This window comes from Luteimonas panaciterrae (assembly GCF_020511115.1).
Taxonomy (GTDB): Bacteria; Pseudomonadota; Gammaproteobacteria; order Xanthomonadales; family Xanthomonadaceae; genus Luteimonas; species Luteimonas panaciterrae.
On sequence record NZ_JAJAVH010000004.1, the window covers coordinates 60,103 to 76,573 of the forward strand.

The window sequence follows — 16,471 nt, forward strand, 5'->3', positions numbered from 1 at the left end:
ATGGTGTTCTTGAGCGCAAACGCGCCCGAATCCCGATTTCTCGAGACGGAGAGAGGAATCTGAAAGCGACCTGGACTGGCGCGGAAATGCCGCTTGCCTAGCGCCAGGTGTCAACGGCGTCGCCGATGCATGCCCGGTGTCGACCCCGGGCATGCAATGACGAACGCGTCAGGCTCAGAACGGAGCCGGGCCGTGCTCGGTCGGGTAGTGATAGTTGATCGTGCCTTCGCCACCGAGCAGGTTTCCGATCACTTCCACTGTGCGAAACACGGTGTAACCGGCCAGATCAGCGGCCTGGTGGATGGCACCGGTGATGCCGAAGGTGTACGGGCTGAGGCCATCGAACAACACCCCACCGACCGACGAAACGAGCGGCGTGTTGAGGAATTCGTTGGCCAGATTGTCGAGGCCGATGATGGCATCGCCGATCAGGGTGCCCGCGCCGGACACCTGGGTGGCTTCCTGGAGACTGAGTTCTTGCATGGATGTACTCCTGTTGTGAGGGATGAATTGCTTGCCAGATACCCCGTCTGGCACGGGTCACGACCGCCCATCGCGCGCTGGACGATCAGTTTTGGGGCTTGGGCCATAGATCGATGACCCGGTCGGCGCTGGCGATCGTCTCGGGCCGGTGCGCGATGACGATGCGCGTGGTGCGCAAATGCTTGATGGCTTCGTTGACCTGCTTTTCGCGATTGATGTCGAGGTGGCTGGTGGCCTCGTCGAGCAGGAGCAGGCGAGGGCGCCGATACAGCGCGCGCGCAAGCAGCACGCGCTGCCGCTGTCCGCCGGAAAGCGAAGAGCCCATGTCGCCGACCAGGGTCTGGTAGCCCATCGGCATGGCTGCGATGTCGGAAGCGATTGCCGCCCAGCGTGCGGACAGCTGGACGCGTTCCTGGTCGATGCCGTGATCGAAGAAGGCGATGTTGTCGGCGATGGAGCCGGCGAACAGTTGGTCTTCCTGCATGACCGCGCCGATCTGCGCGCGATAGCGCGACAGGCCCAGCTTGCGGATGGGAACACCGCCGAACAGGATTTCGCCCTCCTGCGGCTCCAGCAGGCCGAGCATCAGCTTTGCCAGCGTGGTCTTGCCGCAGCCGGATGGGCCGATGATCGCCACGGACTCGCCACTGCCGATGCGCAAATTGCAATGCCGGATCACCCAGGGTTCGTCGTCGGCATAGCGGAAGGACACATTGCGCAGTTCGATGCCGGCATCGTCCAGTTCGCCATCCCAGCCGATGTCTTCTTGCGGTTCGGGTGCGCTCAGCGCGATGTCGGCCAGACGCTCGGTATGCAGCTTGAGCATGCGGAAGTCGATCCACTTGTCGACAAGACTGCCGGCGCGACTGGTGAACTGATCGGCGTAGGCGATGAAGGCCACGAGCATGCCCGCGGAGAAGCTGCCGTCGAGCGCACGCAAGGCGCCGATCCAGATCAGGGCGACGCGACCGACACCGAACAGGATCTGGTTGAGCGCGCCGAAGGCGAGCGAGAAGCGCTGGATGCGGATGTCGCGGTTGGTGGTGTCGACCACCGCGTTCATGTAGCGCGCGCGCCGTTCTTCTTCCTGGTTGTAGAGCTTGATGGGCAGGACGCCGCGGATCGATTCCAGCAACTCGCTCTGCTGGCGTGCCGCGTAGATGATCTGGTCTTCGTTCAAGCGCCGCAGGCGGCCGAAGATGGCCCATCGGATCAACGCGTAGGTGATGAACAGCCCGACCACGATCGCGGTGAGCGAGGGGCTGTAGGCGAGCAGCACGATCAAGGTGATCACCGACATCAATCCGTCGAGAAGCGCGCCGATGAACTGCGTGGTGAGCGTGCGCTGGATGGCCTGGATCGAGCCGAGTCGCGAGACGACATCACCGACATGCCGCTTCTCGAACCAGTCCAGCGGCAGGCGCAACATGTGGCCGACGACATTGCCGACCCACTGAACGCCGAGCTTCATGCCCAGTACCGTGACGGCCCAGGAGCGGGCGGCACCGACGGCGATCTGCAAGGCCAGGATGGTGAGGAATCCCAGGCAGAGCAGGGTGAGCAGATCGCGATCGGCTGATGGCAGCACCTGATCCATGATCCATTGCATGAAGAATGGACTGGTCAGGGCAAAGGCTTCGAGCGCCAGCGCCAGCAGCGCGATCTGCACCAGAAAAGGCACGACGCCATGCATCGTGCCGGTGAGCTGCCTGAGTGAAACGGACAGGCGCTGCTGCACGGGTTCGAAGCCGGCCGCGGGCAGCAGTTCCAACGCGATGCCGGTGAAAGCGGCGGAGGCTTCGGCGAAAGTGAGCCGGCGCTCGCCGCGCGCGGGATCGTGAATGACGATGCCGCGCTTGTCGACTTTCTTCAGCACGACGAAGTGATTGAGCTCCCAGTGCAGCACGCAGGGCGTGTTGAGCTTGGACAGCTCGTCCATGTCCAGCCTGAGCGGGCGGCCGCTCATGTGCAGTGCGGATGCCATCGACATCAGCTGCGCGAGATTGCTTCCCTTCAGCGACGTGGGGAAGCGGCGGCGCAGTCCGGCGAGATCGACGTCGTGACCGTGGTAGCTGGCGATCATCGTCAGACAGGCCAGCGCGCACTCGGTGGCCTCGGTCTGCAGGATCATCGGCAGATGACGGCCCCAGCCGAACTGCAGCGGACGTACCGCCGTGTTCGGAGAGCCGTCGGACTGGCGCGGGCTACCGTCCGCCATTGTCCGTCTCGCGTGCGGCGTATTGATTGCTCAGGCCGTAGAGCGGTTCGAACAACCACTCCATCAGACGTCGGCGTTCCAGCAGGATGTCGGCGTCCAGCGTCATGCCGGCACGCAATGATTCGGACTTGCCGTACACACGGATCTGCTGCTTCTCCAACGCCACATCGATGCGATAGCGCGGCTCCGAAACCTGTTGTCCCGTCAGCGCCGTGACCTCGGCCGGCGCCAGCGCATTGCGCGAAATCGCGGTGACGCGGCCGTATTGCTGGCCGAACTTCTGGTAGGGATAGGCCTGATAGCGCAGCACCACGCGATCGCCGGCTTCGATGAAGCCCGCCGCGCGGCTGGGGACGAGCAGTTGTGCTTCGAGCCGTGCGCCTCGCGGCAGGATCGACAGCACCGGCTGGCCGGTGCTGAGCGACTGGCCCGGTTTTGGTAACAGCGCGGAAACGACACCGTCCTGCGGCGCGCGCAACAGCAGCGCGCGCTGGACTTCGTTCTGCGCGAGCGAGCTGTCGGCATCGGACAGCTTGCGTTCCGTTTCGTGGCGCTGGATCGAGGCATCCAGCGGTAATTGCGACAGTTGCTGATCGACCGAGGCCAGCTGTTGATGCAATTCAAGCCGCTGACCGCTCATCGCCTTGTATTGGGTCTGCGCGGCGAGCATCGTCGACTCCTGCTGCTGGATCTGGAAGGCGGAGACGTAGCCTTCCTTGCGCAGCGGCGCGATCCGTTTCAACAAATCCCTGGCGCTGTCGACCTGGCGTTGCTGGATCGCCAGTTGACCTTCGATTTCCTGCAATTGCGCTTGCAGGAGGCGACGCTTGTCTTGGAGGGAATCCCGTTGCTGCACCTGCGATCGCTGTTGGATCGACAGATCGTCCTTCAAGCGCTGACGCTGCGATTCCAGTTGTGCGTTCACCCTGGCCAGCGTGCCGCCGAACGCCTCGCTGTCGATTTCTCCGGAGATTTCCAGCAGCGGGTCGCCTTTCCGGATCTGCTGTCCCTCGCGCACGAGAACGCGGGTGATCCGTCCGCTTTCGGTGGCGGTGATGTTGATCAGGCCGGTGGTGGGGACGAGTTGCCCGGTGACGCGTTCGCGCCGGGTGTAGTGGCCGAAGCTCAAGAAAAGGATCAGGCAAAGGGCGGCCGCGCTGGCGATGCCGGCGTAAGTCCACAGGGACAGGGATTGCGCGATATGGATTTCACCCAGCCACCGGCGCTGCTGCGCAGCGATCGCTTCCGGGCGAAAGAAGTCCTTTGCAGCCATTCCCCTGTCTCTTCTCTATGACGTTCTGACGGTCGAAATCCCATCGACTTGGCAGAACGGGCCAATACACCCCCGGATGGAGGGACAAACCCATTTAAAAGTGAGACTCGTGTAGCAGTTGTGATGGACTTTTCATCACATTTTCTTCACCCAAAGAAATCCGCCGCCCTTGCGGGGCGGCGGAGGATGTTCCGGAGTTTCGACGCGTTGCCGGCAACGGCTTAATTGACGCGGATGCCGATGTACGAAGCGTTCTCGTAGTCGTTGTCGTAGGACTCGGAGTGCGCGGCGGGATCATCGATCGATGCACCGAGCCAGCGCAGCGAGCCGCTCGCCAGGGTGGTCGGGATCGTGATGGTCCGCGTCGTGAGGAACGGCACATCGCGCGACTGGCTGACCCAGAAGTTTTCCATCACCGTGTCCAGCGAGGTGATGCAATTGTTGGTCGACAGATAAACGCGAGCATCGGCCAGCAGCGGGGTGGTCTTGCCCATGTTCTCGTAAGTCAGTTCGAGACGGACGGACTGCCCGGCGTTGACCCGGTAGACGGGCTCGGGGAAGCTCGACCACAACGGCAGTTCCGCGCCGGTAGCGGCGTCGAACAGGCGCGTGCGGCTGTGATCGCTGTAGCCACCGCCCAGCACGCCCGTGCGGCGCCAGTTGGCGACACCCAGTTCCTCCAGCGCACCGGCCCATGCTCCGTACAAGGCCACGACACCGCTCACCGCATCTTCGCCGGGATAGGCGTAGGCGAGGCCGCAGTTGGCGTGAATGTGCGTCCAGTCCTCGCCCATGATGTTGTAAACGTCGCCTTCGTGACCAAGACCCGCGACGTGGCCGAGTTCATGCATCGCCGTGGTCTGGAACGGACGCGAGCCACCGCCATAGGGCCACAGGCTGCTGGCCGTGTGCGTGAAGTGATAGGCCACGGTGTTGTCGAAGCGGACGTCGGCTTCGGTGAAGGTGCAGGTTTGCGTGTTGTACCAAAAGTTGGTGATCGCCGGCGCGCCGAAGTTCGAGGACCACCACACTTCGTTCTGTCCGTTGCCGAGGCCGACGGAGGCGTCGTCCCAGCTCATGGAAATGCTGAAGTTGCTGGGCTGGTTGTACCACTTCGACACGGTCTCGCTGAGCGCGTTACGCCAGTCGCCGACGGGGAATCCGACGCCCGATGCGCTCATCGAGGCATTCGAGCTGGACCACTTCACGTTCTGGCCGTTGCAGGTGGCGATCGGTACCCAGGCGAACGATTGGCCGCTGACGAAAAAGCCGGCCAGGACGGCGAAGAGATAAAAAATTCTGTTCAAGCGCATGATGGTTTCTCCTGATATCTACGGATATTCCTTGAGGATGCTCGGACCGCTGTCAGGGCCGCTTGGGTTGTTTCGGTCCCTGCGGGGCTTTCAGCGTGCGACGCAGTTTTTCTTCCACCAGTCGCTGTTCGATGAGATCCGGTTCGCCACGCAGCGTTACGGCGGGCGCGACAGCGGGGCGCTTCGGCGCCGGCAAGGGCGCGGATGCCGCGATCCGGAACGGCAGCCCAGGCTTGGCGCTCGGCTGCGGTGCCGCGGCCTTGAGCGCTTCGGGACGATTGGTCGTGGTGATCAATCTCTGCACCGCGCGCACGAATTCGCTTTCAGTGGCCCGGCGGGCACCGCTCGGCGGAGAGAACGGAGTGGCCGAACTCGGCGCGGCGAAGCCGATTTCGACCTTGCCCATGCGGTGCGTCAACACCTCGGGGAGCGGGCGGGCCTGTCCGCGGATGAAGCGGTTTTGCGGGTCGAGAAAGATTTCATGCCCGTCATCGCTGTAGACCAGACCGTTGACGACGCGAAACCGGCCCTGGTCCCAGCCCACGAGCGGAGCAATGGCCTGGCCGTTGCCCCGCACGAACAGAAGGTCGCGATCGCCGACATCGAAGGTCGGCATGCCGGCGACCATCATGGCCATGTGGCCGCCCTGCATCGGGCCGCCCTGCATGCGCAGCACGATGATGTTTCCGTCTTGCGATGCGCCTTTCAGCAGGCGATCGATCCGGTACGTCACGAAGGTATGCGGCAGCGATGGGGCGCCGTTGCCGGGTTCGGACATGCGATAGTCGACGGAGATCACCTCGCCCTCGAAAACCAGTTCGGCGTCCTTGGAGAGCTGTTGAGGCGTGACCGGATCGATGATCGAGGCACCGACCGGCAACATCGTCAAGGCGTACAACATCAGGCCCGCCAGAGCGTTTCTGGCGGCGCTTTTGGGTGTCGAAATCATGATGCTCCTCGCTTTGAGCCGTGTGATCGGCTCATAGGTCCATGGGTGATTGAAGAGCTGCAGTCCCTTCCCGTATCTAGTGACGACCGGGCGCCGAGCGTTTCACCCCAAATGCGAGGATTGGATTTCGGAGGCCGACTTCGGCACGATCGCGGCTTGCCAGTGCCCGGGCCTCCTGCGTGACCACAATGCTGTATGACGCCACCGTGCCGATCTTGTCGCGCTACTTGCAGCGCCTGGACGGTTTGCTCGCGCTGGCCGAGGTGCAAGTGCGTGATGGCGGCCTGTCGGAACGAGAAGTATTGGAGGCGAGGCTGGTCGAGGACATGTTCCCGCTCGCGCAACAGGTGCGGAGCGCATGCGGCTTCGCATTCCGCACCGTCTTTCCGCTGATGGGACGCGAAGTTCCAGAGATGTCAGGAGAGCAGGGCTCGCTCGCGGATCTGCGCCTGCTCGCGCGGGAGACACGGCAGGCCTTGCAGGGATTGCCGGCGGATGCGTTCGAGACGGACGCGGCCTCGGTGACGGGAGAGGCCGGATTCACGTCGCTCACCCTTCCGTCGCGTGAATATGCCTTGCACTACGCCATGCCGAACTTCTTCTTTCACCTGTCGATGACGTATGCGGTGCTGCGCTTCCTCGGCGTTCTCGTGGGGAAACCCGACTTCGACGGGTATCATGTCTACCCGCCAGGATTCCGTTTTCCGCCGGCGGACGCTGGATCGATGCCGGACGATTGAGGAGACAGCATGTCGCGTTATCTCGCCTACGTCATCAGCGTTCTGTTGGCGATTCTCTGCATCATGCTGGCATTGCGACACCCCGGCTGGTGGTGGGGCGCGGGTGTCTTCACGTTTCTCGCGCTCTCTGGAACCTGGGACTTGCTGCAGACGCGCAGCACGCTGCGCCGCAACTATCCGCTGCTGGCGAATTTCCGCTATTTCCTCGAATCGATCGGGCCGGAAATCCGCCAGTATTTCGTCCAGAGCGACACCCAGGAGGCACCGTTCTCGCGCCAGCAGCGCGCCCTGGTGTATCAGCGCGCCAAGCACGTATCCGACGTGGTGCCGTTCGGCACCGAGCAGGACGTGTACGGCGTGGACTACGAATGGATCAACCATTCGCTGGCACCGACCGAGATCGCCTCGCACGATTTCCGCGTGCGCATCGGCGAGAATGCGGCGCAGCCATACGACGCCAGCGTCTTCAACATCTCGGCGATGAGTTTCGGCGCGCTGTCGGCCAACGCCATCCGTTCGCTCAACGCCGGCGCCAAGCGCGGCGGCTTCTATCACGACACGGGCGAGGGCTCGATCTCGCCGTATCACCGCGAGGGCGGCGGCGATCTCGTCTGGGAGATCGGGTCCGGCTATTTCGGATGCCGTGACGAAGAAGGTCGCTTCAACGAAGAACGCTTCGTCGCCAACGCCCGCGATCCGCAAGTGAAGATGATCGAGATCAAGCTCTCCCAGGGCGCCAAGCCCGGGCACGGCGGCGTGCTGCCGGCGGCGAAGGTGAGCCCGGAAATCGCCGCCACGCGCGGCGTGCGCGTCGGCGTGGACTGCGTGTCGCCGGCACGGCACACGGCATTCTCCACGCCGGCTGGATTGCTGGAGTTCGTCGCACGATTGCGCGAGCTGTCGGGCGGCAAGCCGACCGGGTTCAAGCTCGCGATCGGTCATCCCTGGGAATGGTTCGGCGTGGCCAAGGCGATGCGCGAGACGGGAATCCTGCCGGATTTCATCGTCGTCGACGGTGCCGAGGGCGGCACAGGCGCCGCGCCGGCGGAATTCGTCGACCACATCGGCGTGCCGATGCACGAGGCGTTGATGCTGGTGCACAACACCCTAGTCGGGCTCGATCTGCGCGATCGAATCAGGATCGGCGGCGCGGGCAAGATCACCAGCGCGTTCGACATCGCGCGCACGCTGGCGATGGGCGCGGACTGGTGCAATGCGGCGCGCGGCTACATGTTCGCGCTCGGCTGCATCCAGTCATTGAGCTGCCATACCGATCGCTGTCCCACCGGCATCGCCACGCAGGACCCGGCGCGCTGGCGCAAGCTCGACACCGGCGACAAGACGGCACGTGTGCACCAGTTCCACGAGAACACCTTGAAGGCACTGCGCGATCTGCTGTGCGCATCGGGGCTCAACCATCCGAGCGAATTGGGACCGGAACACATCGTGCGACGCGTCTCGCCGATCGAAGTGCGCTCGCTCGCGGCGCTGTACCGGTTCCTAGAACCAGGCGAACTGCTGAAGGGAATCCCTGAACACGCGGTCTTCAAGGAGTTCTGGTCAGTCGCGCGCAGCGACAGTTTCGCGGCGCCAGAGCGCGTGATGGCGATGCGCGCGGCGAAAACGTTCTGAGTCGGATTGCCTGACTTGGATTGCGGTAACGCGTTCACAGCATTCCACTTCGAGTTGAGATAGAACGAATCTCATCATCCCAGCGGGAGTGTCGTCATGCGCGGAATCTGGTTGGCCGCCATTTGTTCCTGTGTCCTGCTGACGTCTTGCGACAAGCTCAGCCTCACCGGCAAGGATGGATTGATTGCCGTGCTGAAGATCGGTTCCGATTCGCCACAGCCGCTTGCCGCGGTGCGAGCGGGGCCGCAGGAAGCCGCGCCACCCGCCGCCGCCACGGCACCGATCTACACCGGCGGCAAGCTGCCGTCGATCCAGTTGTTCGTCAGCACGGAATTCGCGCGCTTCGCCGAACCCTGGGCAATGACGTTCCTTCCCGACGGCCGCCTGCTGGTGACGGAAAAACAAGGGAAGCTGAAAGTCTTCGATCTCGCCAGCCGGCAGACCAGCGAGATTTCCGGCGTCCCCACCGTCGCCTACGGTGGGCAGGGCGGTCTTGGCGATGTGGTGCTGCATCCGCAGTTCAACAGCAACCGGCTCGTCTATCTCAGTTATGCGGAGCAGGGCACGAACGACACACGTGGCGCGGCGGTGGCGCGCGCGGTGCTGAATTTGAACCCGGGCGGCGGCGGAAGCCTGTCCAACGTGCAGGTGGTCTGGCGGCAGGTGCCGAAGGTGACGGGCGAGGGCCACTACAGCCATCGCATCGCCTTCGATGGCAGCGGCAAGCTCTGGATCACCTCGGGCGATCGGCAGAAATTCGATCCGGCGCAGGACATGCAATCGAATCTCGGCAAGATCATCCGCCTCAATGCGGACGGTTCGATTCCATCCGACAATCCCTTCGTCAATCAAGGCGGCGTGGCCGCGCAGGTGTGGTCGCTCGGGCATCGCAACGTGCTCGGCCTGGCCTTCGATCCGCAAGGCCGCCTGTGGGCGCACGAGATGGGGCCGATGGGCGGTGACGAACTGAACCTGATCGAGCGCGGCTCCAATTACGGATGGCCGATCGTCTCCAATGGCGACCACTACGACGGGACACCCATCCCCGATCATCCCACGCGTCCGGAATTCAACGCGCCGGAAGCCTGGTGGAACCCAGTGATCGCGCCGGCCGGTTTCATCATCTACACCGGCAGGATGTTCCCGTACTTCCGCGGCGATGGATTCATGGGCGGATTGGCGTCGCAGGCTTTAGTCCGCGTCAAGCTCGGCGGCGCGGCATCGCCGCCCTGGGCGCGGGAAGCGGCCCGCTATCCGCGAGGACAGCGCATCCGTGAAGTGGAGCAGGGACCGGATGGTGCGATCTGGCTGCTGGAGGATGGCGGGAATGCGCGTCTTCTGAAACTCACCCCCGGGATTGGAATCTAAGTTCTCGCGGTTGAATCAACTGCACACGACATCCCGGCCGAAGCCGGGATGTCGTGCGTTGCAATCAATTGGCGTCCGGTTTCACGAGGATTGGCAGCTCACGTTCGAACAGATCACTGACGGTCAAAGAAGGCAGGATGTGTCCCTTCTTCTGCGCGCTGGCGGCCAGATCCGAACCCCATATCGACGCGTTGAATCTTTGATCGGGCGTTCCGTGATGGTTGGAACTACTGAAGTTGCAATCGCCGATTTGATAGAAAGAGTTCAGCGAAGGCAGTAGCCGCTTCGCGTTCAAGGTCGCGCCACGCTTGTGCGTGAGGAAGTAGGTGCTGAACGCATCCGCCATCAGCTCGGTGCGTCGCGTGGCCTCGGCGCCGGTCAGATCGGATTCGAACAGGTCGTTGTCGTACTGCACCTGATGGCCGAATTCGTGACCGAGAACAGCGCGCGGCGCGACGTCGCCAAAACCGATCGCAGCCATGCCCTGCATCATGCCATCGCCCATGATGATGCGATCACCCAGGTCTTCCAGTCCGCTGCCGGGCTTCGGGCTGAAAGCGAACGCGTTGAAGGTGAACAAGGGATGGTTGCCGCCCTTCAAGGAAGGATAGGCGTGGATGTGGTCGTACACGCTTTGCGCCGCGAGCTTCGCCACCTCGTCTGAAACACCGTACAGGGCCTTGATCACGCGCTCCAGACGCTCGACGCTACTGAAGACGTCGGCGCCGTGGAAGGGCAGCAGCTGGATCTTTGAGGAGTCGATATCCCAGAAGCGCTTCAGATCCTTCATCTCCGAAGTCAGTAGATGGGTGTACTCGCCATTGACACCGAAGTAGTTGCTGCTGGATTCGGAGCCGAACAGCAGCGCATCGTATTGCGGGAAATCGAGCACGGAGTTGGCGAAGTTCGAACCGAGCTCACTGCCGATTCCCCGGATCGCTGAAATCAAGTCTGGCGTGACGGTGCCGTCGATCCACAGCGAGAGATCGGTCGTCTCGCAGCGATAGTCGCCGGGGTTGATGGCGCTATCGACGAGCTGCGACCACGGGGATTCCGGAATGCCCAGGCGCGTGCTGACGCTTTGGACGCGGCGTTCCCAGTCGTCCGGCAGGGCGTTCAAGGTGGCTTCGAGACGCTGCAGCGATCGCAGTTCTGTAGCCGATGTGGTGGTGGATTGTGGCTGCGACGATGCGGCGCCGACGATGGTCGTCGTGGCGCAAAGTGCGGAGGCGATTAGCAGCTGCCTGGTGAGGGTCTTGAGTCTGATCATGGTCTTTCCCCAATGCTTTGGATTCGTTTTTCCATACGTATGTGCAACGGGCGCTTTCCAGCGACCCATTGCATGTAACGGGGATGTGAAGGAAGACCCTACTTGTACTGTGCTGGTCTTGCTCGCGTGTGCCGTTGAGGCAACTGCTGTGATGCAGCGATTTCTTATGATTTGTTGCTATCGAATCACCTGGATGTCGCGCTGCGAATGATTTGTTGCGGATGCACAACACGAAAGCGAGTCATTGAACGTCGAGAGGCCCAGAGTTTTCCACAATGCTTGAGCAAGTCTGGATAGGTGTTTTCAGACCAGACTCTCGAGCGATTTATTTTTTCTGAGTAGCCGGAGAATATTCCGGGCAACAAAAAGGCCACCGGTGAAGGTGGCCTAATCGTTGGTGGGCGGTGCAGGGATCGAACCTGCGACCCTTGCCGTGTGAAGGCAATGCTCTACCGCTGAGCTAACCGCCCAAGTCGTGGCATGACGCTGCCGCGAGCGAGCCGCGAATTCTAAAGGGGAGGTGGCGGTTCGGGCAAGCCGGGAGGCCATCCGGGGCCGATCCGGTCAGGAAACGGCCCTCGACTCCGGTGGAAGCGCTCCTTGCCCCGGCGGCATCCGCCTTCGCCTTATTCGATCTCCGAGCGCGCGTAGGCCACATCCAGCGCTTCCATGGCATCGGCGGGCTTGAGCTTGGCCGCCTTCTCGTAGGCCGCGGCCGCGGCGTCCTCCTTCTTGTCGCCGTGCAGCAAGAGCAGGACGTTGCCGTGCTCGATGTGGGCGATCGGGGAGTCCGGGGTGAACTTGAGGGCGCTCTTGATGTGCGATTCGGCGTCCGCGGCTTTGGCGCCGTAGGTGAGGCCGCCGATCATGGCGCCGATCTTGTTGATGATCTCGGCGTGGTAGAGGGCGAGGGCGGTGTGGGCTTCGGCGTGCTTGGGGGCGAGTTCGAGGGTGGTGTCGAGCGCGGAGCGCACCTTGCCGGCGATGCCTTCCTTGAGCGCCTTGGCGATGCTCAGGCCCTGGCTGTAGCGGCCGAGGGCGAAGGCGTGGCGGTAGTGGCTGTTGGCCTCGTCCGGCAGCGCCTTGATGGCGGCCTCGGCGATCTTGGCGGCCTGTTCGTAGCGCTTGAGCTTCTCGGCCTCGTTGGAGACAAGATAGGTGGCGTGGATGCCGAGCGCCTTGACGGCGACCGAGGCGCCGACCGGGCCGAGCGCTTCACCGGCGTCGAAGGCGGCCTTGAAGTCGCCGCGATGGAATGCCCGCCAGGCGTCCTGGAGCGCGGCGGCGAGGGCGGCGGCGTCGAGCTTTGGCGCGGCCTTGCCGGCCGCCTTGAGCAGGGCGGCGGCGCGCTTGTCGTCGGGCCAGGGTTCGCAGTCGCCGGCGTGCAGCCGGGGCCAGGCTTTTTTCAGCGCGTCGCCGGCGTAGGCGAAGGGTTTGGCGTCGTGCGGAAAAGCGGCCCAGGCGGGTTTGGCGGCCATGCGGAATCCTTTTGGCATTGTTTTCGGGGGCGCCAGCATCCCGCGCCGAACGGCGGCTGGCAAGCCGCACAGCGGCAAGCGGCGGCCGATGAATCGGGCGCGAACGCGTAGTGTGATTGCTCCATGCCCAACCGACAGTCTATGGCCTTGGAAATCGGCCCTATCGGCCGATGTCAGGAGTTCCGAACATGGTGGCCAAGAAGCAAACCCGCTCCTCCGGCAAGGAAACCTCGCTGCGCCACGTCTGGCTGGCTTCGCTGGGCGCGGTGGTTGTCGCCCGTCGCGAGATCCGCAACGCCGCGCTCAAGACCGTGAACCGTCTGAGCCGTCGCGCCAACGACGTGCAGAGCATCGCCCGCGGCGGCCTGATCAGCGTGCGCGAGCAGGTCGAGCCCAAGGTCGAGCAGTTCAGTGCCGAGATCGAGGCCCGTCTGCATCCGGTACTGGTGAAGCTCGGCATCGCCCCGAAGGCGGCCAAGCCGGCCCGCAAGGCGGCGAAGAAGACCACGCGTCGCACCGGTACCGCGACACGTCGCCCGGTCGCGCGCCGCACAGGTGCGCGCAAGGCACGTGCCTGAGCGCATTGAGCTGATCAGTCAGGCGCGGCCGGCGATCGCCGCCGCGCCGATTCAGTCGAGATAGGCCTGCATCAGGGTGTTCAGATGCACCCGCTCGGCGTCGCGCAGGAACGGCGCGAGCAGCATCATCACCTGCACGATCCCTTCGCGGATCGCCGTCTGCTCGTCCTTGTCGCCTCGCACCGAGGCGTAGTTCAGCCAGAACGTGGCCAGGACCAGGACATTGGTCGAGGCGGCATCGAGTTCGGCCGCCGAGGCGCGGATCACGCCGGCCTGCGTCAATCCCCGCATGACTTCGTGGGCGCTGTCGTCGGCGCGCTTGAGGATGCGCGCGAAGCGGATGCGCAAGCGCCGGTTGCGGCTGAGGATTTCGACCAGGTCGCGATAGAGGAAGCGGTAGTCCCAGATGCACTCGAAGACGAGATGCAGCTGCAACCAGATGTCCTCCAGCCCCGGCAGGCGCCCCTCCGGCGGGGTCAGCGCTTCATCCATGCGCGTATCGAAGCGGCTGAACAGCTGCTCGATGATGTCGTCCTTGTTACGGAAGTGGTAATACAGGTTGCCCGGGCTGATCTCCAGCTCGTCGGCGATGTGATTGGTGGTGACGTTGGGCTCGCCCTGCGCATTGAACATCGCGAGCGAAGCATCGAGGATGCGCTGGCGCGTTTGTCGCGATGCCATCGGGCGAGGCCCCTGTCGTCCCGCGCCGTCAGCCGGCCAGCTTCTTCACCAGGTCGATGTATTGCTGCTTGGCGGCGTCCTGCGAGGTGCCCTTGAGCTTGGCCCAGGCTTCGTACTTGGCGGTGCCGACGAAATCGAAGAAACCCGGCTTTTCGCCGCTGACATCACCCGCGGAGCCCTGTTTGTAGAGGGCGTAGAGTTGCAGTAGCGTGTCGTTGTCCGGACGTTCCGACAGCCCCTTCACATCCAGCTGGGCCTGGTCAAACTGGGTTTGCAGATCGCTCATGGTGCCTAGTCTCCCGGGTTGGACCGGCATGACACCATGCAACCGCCGAGGGGGTCAATACGCTCGCGAATTGGCGCGGCAATTGTCGCGAGCCTCCGCCTCTGGCAACGTAGCCGGCTACAGCCGCCATGCGCGGCGCGACTCATGAGGAAGGGCATGAGCTATTTCGTCACTGGTGCCACCGGGTTCATTGGACGTTTCCTGATCGGCAACCTGCTCAAGCGCAAGGGGACGATCCATGTGCTGGTGCGTCCGGATTCGCAGAAGAAATTCGACGCCATCGCCAAGAAGATGGGATGGGATCTCAAACGGATAGTCGTGGTGCCGGGGGACATGACGGCGGCCAAATGCGGCGTTTCGGCGGCGCAGGTGCGCGCGCTGAAGGGCAAGGTCCGGCATTTCTTCCATCTTGCCGCGATCTACGACATGGAGGCCAGTGCCGAGTCGCAGCATGCGGCCAATGTCGACGGCACCCAGCATGCGCTCGATCTGGCCGCCGCGATCGAGGCGGGGTGTTTCCATCACACCAGTTCGATCGCCGCTGCCGGTCTGTATCCGGGCATCTTCCGTGAGGACATGTTCGACGAGGCGGAGGGATTGAAGGATCCCTACCTGCGCACCAAGCACGACTCCGAGGGCCTGGTGCGCGAGGAAACGCGCATCAAGTGGCGCATCTATCGTCCCGGCATGGTAGTCGGCCACTCGCAGACCGGCGAGATGGACAAGATCGACGGGCCGTACTACTTCTTTACCTTGATCAAGAAGCTGCGCCAGATGTTGCCGCCGTGGATGCCGACGCTGGGCATCGAGGGCGGGCGCATCAATATCGTGCCGGTGGATTACGTCGTCGATGCGATGGACCACATCGCGCACAAGCCCAAGCTCGACGGGCACACCTTCCATCTCACCGACCCCGAGCCGCTACGCGTGGGCGAAGTGCTCAACGTGTTCTGCCGCGCCGGCCACGCGCCGGAGATGACGATGCGGCTGGATGCGCGCATGTTCGCCTTCGTCCCGAGCGGCTTGCGCAGTGCGATCACGAACCTGCCTCCGGTGAAGCGTTTCACCGGCATGCTGCTGAAGGATTTCAAGATCCCGAAGAGCGTGATGAAGTTCATCACCTATCCGACGCGCTTCGACAGCCGCGAGGCCGAGCGCGCGCTGAAAGGCAGCGGCATCACGGTGCCGCCGCTGGAAAGCTACGCGTGGCGGCTGTGGGACTACTGGGAACGCCACCTTGACCCCGACCTGTTCGTCGACCGCACGCTCAAAGGCAAGGTGCGCAACAAGGTGGTGGTGATCACCGGCGGCTCGTCCGGTATCGGCCTGTCGACCGCGCAGCGCGTGGCCGAGGCCGGTGCCGTTACCGTGATCGTCGCGCGCGGCAAGGAGGAATTGTTCAAGGCGCGCGACGAGATGAAGGCGAAGGGCGGCAAGGTGTTCGCCTATACGGCCGATCTTGCCGACATGGCCGACTGCGATCGCCTGGTGCAGACGATATTGAAGGAACACGGCCACGTCGATGTGCTGATCAACAACGCGGGCCGCTCGATCCGCCGCTCGATCGAACTGAGTTACGACCGCTTCCATGACTTCGAACGCACCATGCAGCTGAACTACTTCGGCAGCCTGCGCCTGATCATGGGTTTCATGCCGGCGATGATCCATCGGCGCAAAGGTCACATCATCAACATCAGCTCGATCGGCGTGCTGGCAAACTCGCCGCGCTTCTCCGCCTATGTCGCCTCCAAGGCGGCGTTGGACGCGTTCAGCCGCTGCGCCCAGGGCGAACTCTCGGGCAAGGGCATCTCCTTCACCACCATCAACATGCCGCTGGTGAAGACCCCGATGATCGCCCCGACCAAGATGTACGAGAGCGTGCCCACGCTGACGCCGGACGAAGCGGCCGATCTGTTGGTGAAAGCGATCATCGAAAAACCGAGCCGCATCGCCACGCGCCTGGGTATCTTCTCGGCACTGCTGAATGCAGTGGCGCCGAAGGCCTACGAAGTGATCATGAGCACCGCCTTCGAATTGTTCCCGGATTCCGCCGCGGCGAAGGGCGACAAGAAGGGGCTGAAGGAAGAGCACACCAGCAGCGAGCAGATGGCGTTCGCGGCGTTGATGCGTGGGGTGCATTGGTGACATTGCTGCGAGGTTAGGGGCAATGTCGCTGATTGACTGACTGTGGTCCCGGCGGAA

The 16,471-nt window shown here is 63.3% G+C and carries 14 protein-coding genes and 1 tRNA gene; 5 read left to right on the forward strand and 10 right to left on the reverse strand.

The annotated features are described in order from the left end of the window. Window positions 1-174: 174 nt before the first annotated feature. The 5 genes from LG367_RS05145 to LG367_RS05165 form a co-directional block, all read right to left on the reverse strand. A complete protein-coding gene (locus LG367_RS05145; RefSeq protein ID WP_226468161.1) occupies window positions 175-483 on the reverse strand; it encodes a hypothetical protein in 309 nt (102 codons plus the stop codon). An 85-nt stretch (window positions 484-568) separates the two neighbouring features. Beyond that, complete coding sequence (locus LG367_RS05150; protein WP_226468162.1) at window positions 569-2,701, reverse strand: peptidase domain-containing ABC transporter; 2,133 nt, start codon at window positions 2,699-2,701, stop codon at window positions 569-571. After that, window positions 2,688-3,974 (reverse strand): HlyD family secretion protein, encoded by a 1,287-nt coding sequence (locus tag LG367_RS05155; RefSeq protein ID WP_226468163.1) that lies wholly within the window; start codon window positions 3,972-3,974, stop codon window positions 2,688-2,690. Before LG367_RS05155 ends, LG367_RS05150 begins: the two co-directional genes overlap by 14 nt. Before the next feature lie 221 nt (window positions 3,975-4,195). Next, on the reverse strand, window positions 4,196-5,287 hold the full coding sequence (locus tag LG367_RS05160) for a hypothetical protein (RefSeq protein WP_226468164.1): 1,092 nt from the start codon (window positions 5,285-5,287) through the stop codon (window positions 4,196-4,198). Between the two features lie 52 nt (window positions 5,288-5,339). Then, window positions 5,340-6,188 (reverse strand): hypothetical protein, encoded by an 849-nt coding sequence (locus tag LG367_RS05165; protein WP_226468165.1) that lies wholly within the window; start codon window positions 6,186-6,188, stop codon window positions 5,340-5,342. 236 nt (window positions 6,189-6,424) lie between these two features. Between LG367_RS05165 and LG367_RS05170 the strand changes: the two genes are divergently transcribed. From LG367_RS05170 to LG367_RS05180, 3 genes are all read left to right on the forward strand, one after another. Then, window positions 6,425-6,976: a DUF1993 domain-containing protein gene (locus LG367_RS05170; RefSeq protein WP_226468612.1), complete on the forward strand. Its 552-nt coding sequence runs from the start codon at window positions 6,425-6,427 to the stop codon at window positions 6,974-6,976. Window positions 6,977-6,985: 9 nt separating this feature from the next. Beyond that, window positions 6,986-8,608 carry an FMN-binding glutamate synthase family protein gene (locus LG367_RS05175; RefSeq protein ID WP_226468166.1) on the forward strand — a complete coding sequence of 541 codons (1,623 nt, stop codon included), beginning with the start codon at window positions 6,986-6,988 and terminating at the stop codon, window positions 8,606-8,608. A gap of 96 nt (window positions 8,609-8,704) precedes the next feature. Continuing rightward, window positions 8,705-9,976 (forward strand): PQQ-dependent sugar dehydrogenase, encoded by a 1,272-nt coding sequence (locus LG367_RS05180; protein WP_226468167.1) that lies wholly within the window; start codon window positions 8,705-8,707, stop codon window positions 9,974-9,976. A 64-nt stretch (window positions 9,977-10,040) separates the two neighbouring features. Here LG367_RS05180 and LG367_RS05185 read toward each other — a convergent pair whose 3' ends face one another. The 3 genes from LG367_RS05185 to LG367_RS05195 form a co-directional block, all read right to left on the reverse strand. Continuing rightward, window positions 10,041-11,246, reverse strand: a complete 1,206-nt coding sequence (locus tag LG367_RS05185) for a neutral zinc metallopeptidase (RefSeq protein WP_226468168.1) — start codon at window positions 11,244-11,246, stop codon at window positions 10,041-10,043. Between the two features lie 395 nt (window positions 11,247-11,641). Next, window positions 11,642-11,716, reverse strand: a tRNA-Val gene (locus LG367_RS05190). Between the two features lie 156 nt (window positions 11,717-11,872). Continuing rightward, a complete protein-coding gene (locus LG367_RS05195; protein WP_226468169.1) occupies window positions 11,873-12,724 on the reverse strand; it encodes a hypothetical protein in 852 nt (283 codons plus the stop codon). Between the two features lie 188 nt (window positions 12,725-12,912). Between LG367_RS05195 and LG367_RS05200 the strand changes: the two genes are divergently transcribed. After that, window positions 12,913-13,302, forward strand: coding sequence for a hypothetical protein (locus LG367_RS05200; protein ID WP_226468170.1), 390 nt, complete (start codon window positions 12,913-12,915; stop codon window positions 13,300-13,302). 51 nt (window positions 13,303-13,353) lie between these two features. Here the strand turns inward: LG367_RS05200 and LG367_RS05205 are convergent, their stop codons facing one another. After that, on the reverse strand, window positions 13,354-13,983 hold the full coding sequence (locus LG367_RS05205) for a TetR/AcrR family transcriptional regulator (RefSeq protein ID WP_226468171.1): 630 nt from the start codon (window positions 13,981-13,983) through the stop codon (window positions 13,354-13,356). Between the two features lie 28 nt (window positions 13,984-14,011). After that, window positions 14,012-14,269: an acyl-CoA-binding protein gene (locus LG367_RS05210; protein ID WP_226468172.1), complete on the reverse strand. Its 258-nt coding sequence runs from the start codon at window positions 14,267-14,269 to the stop codon at window positions 14,012-14,014. Between the two features lie 156 nt (window positions 14,270-14,425). On the opposite strand from LG367_RS05210, the gene LG367_RS05215 reads away from it, so the two are divergent. Continuing rightward, window positions 14,426-16,414 (forward strand): SDR family oxidoreductase, encoded by a 1,989-nt coding sequence (locus LG367_RS05215; protein WP_226468173.1) that lies wholly within the window; start codon window positions 14,426-14,428, stop codon window positions 16,412-16,414. The last annotated feature ends 57 nt before the right edge of the window (window positions 16,415-16,471 follow it).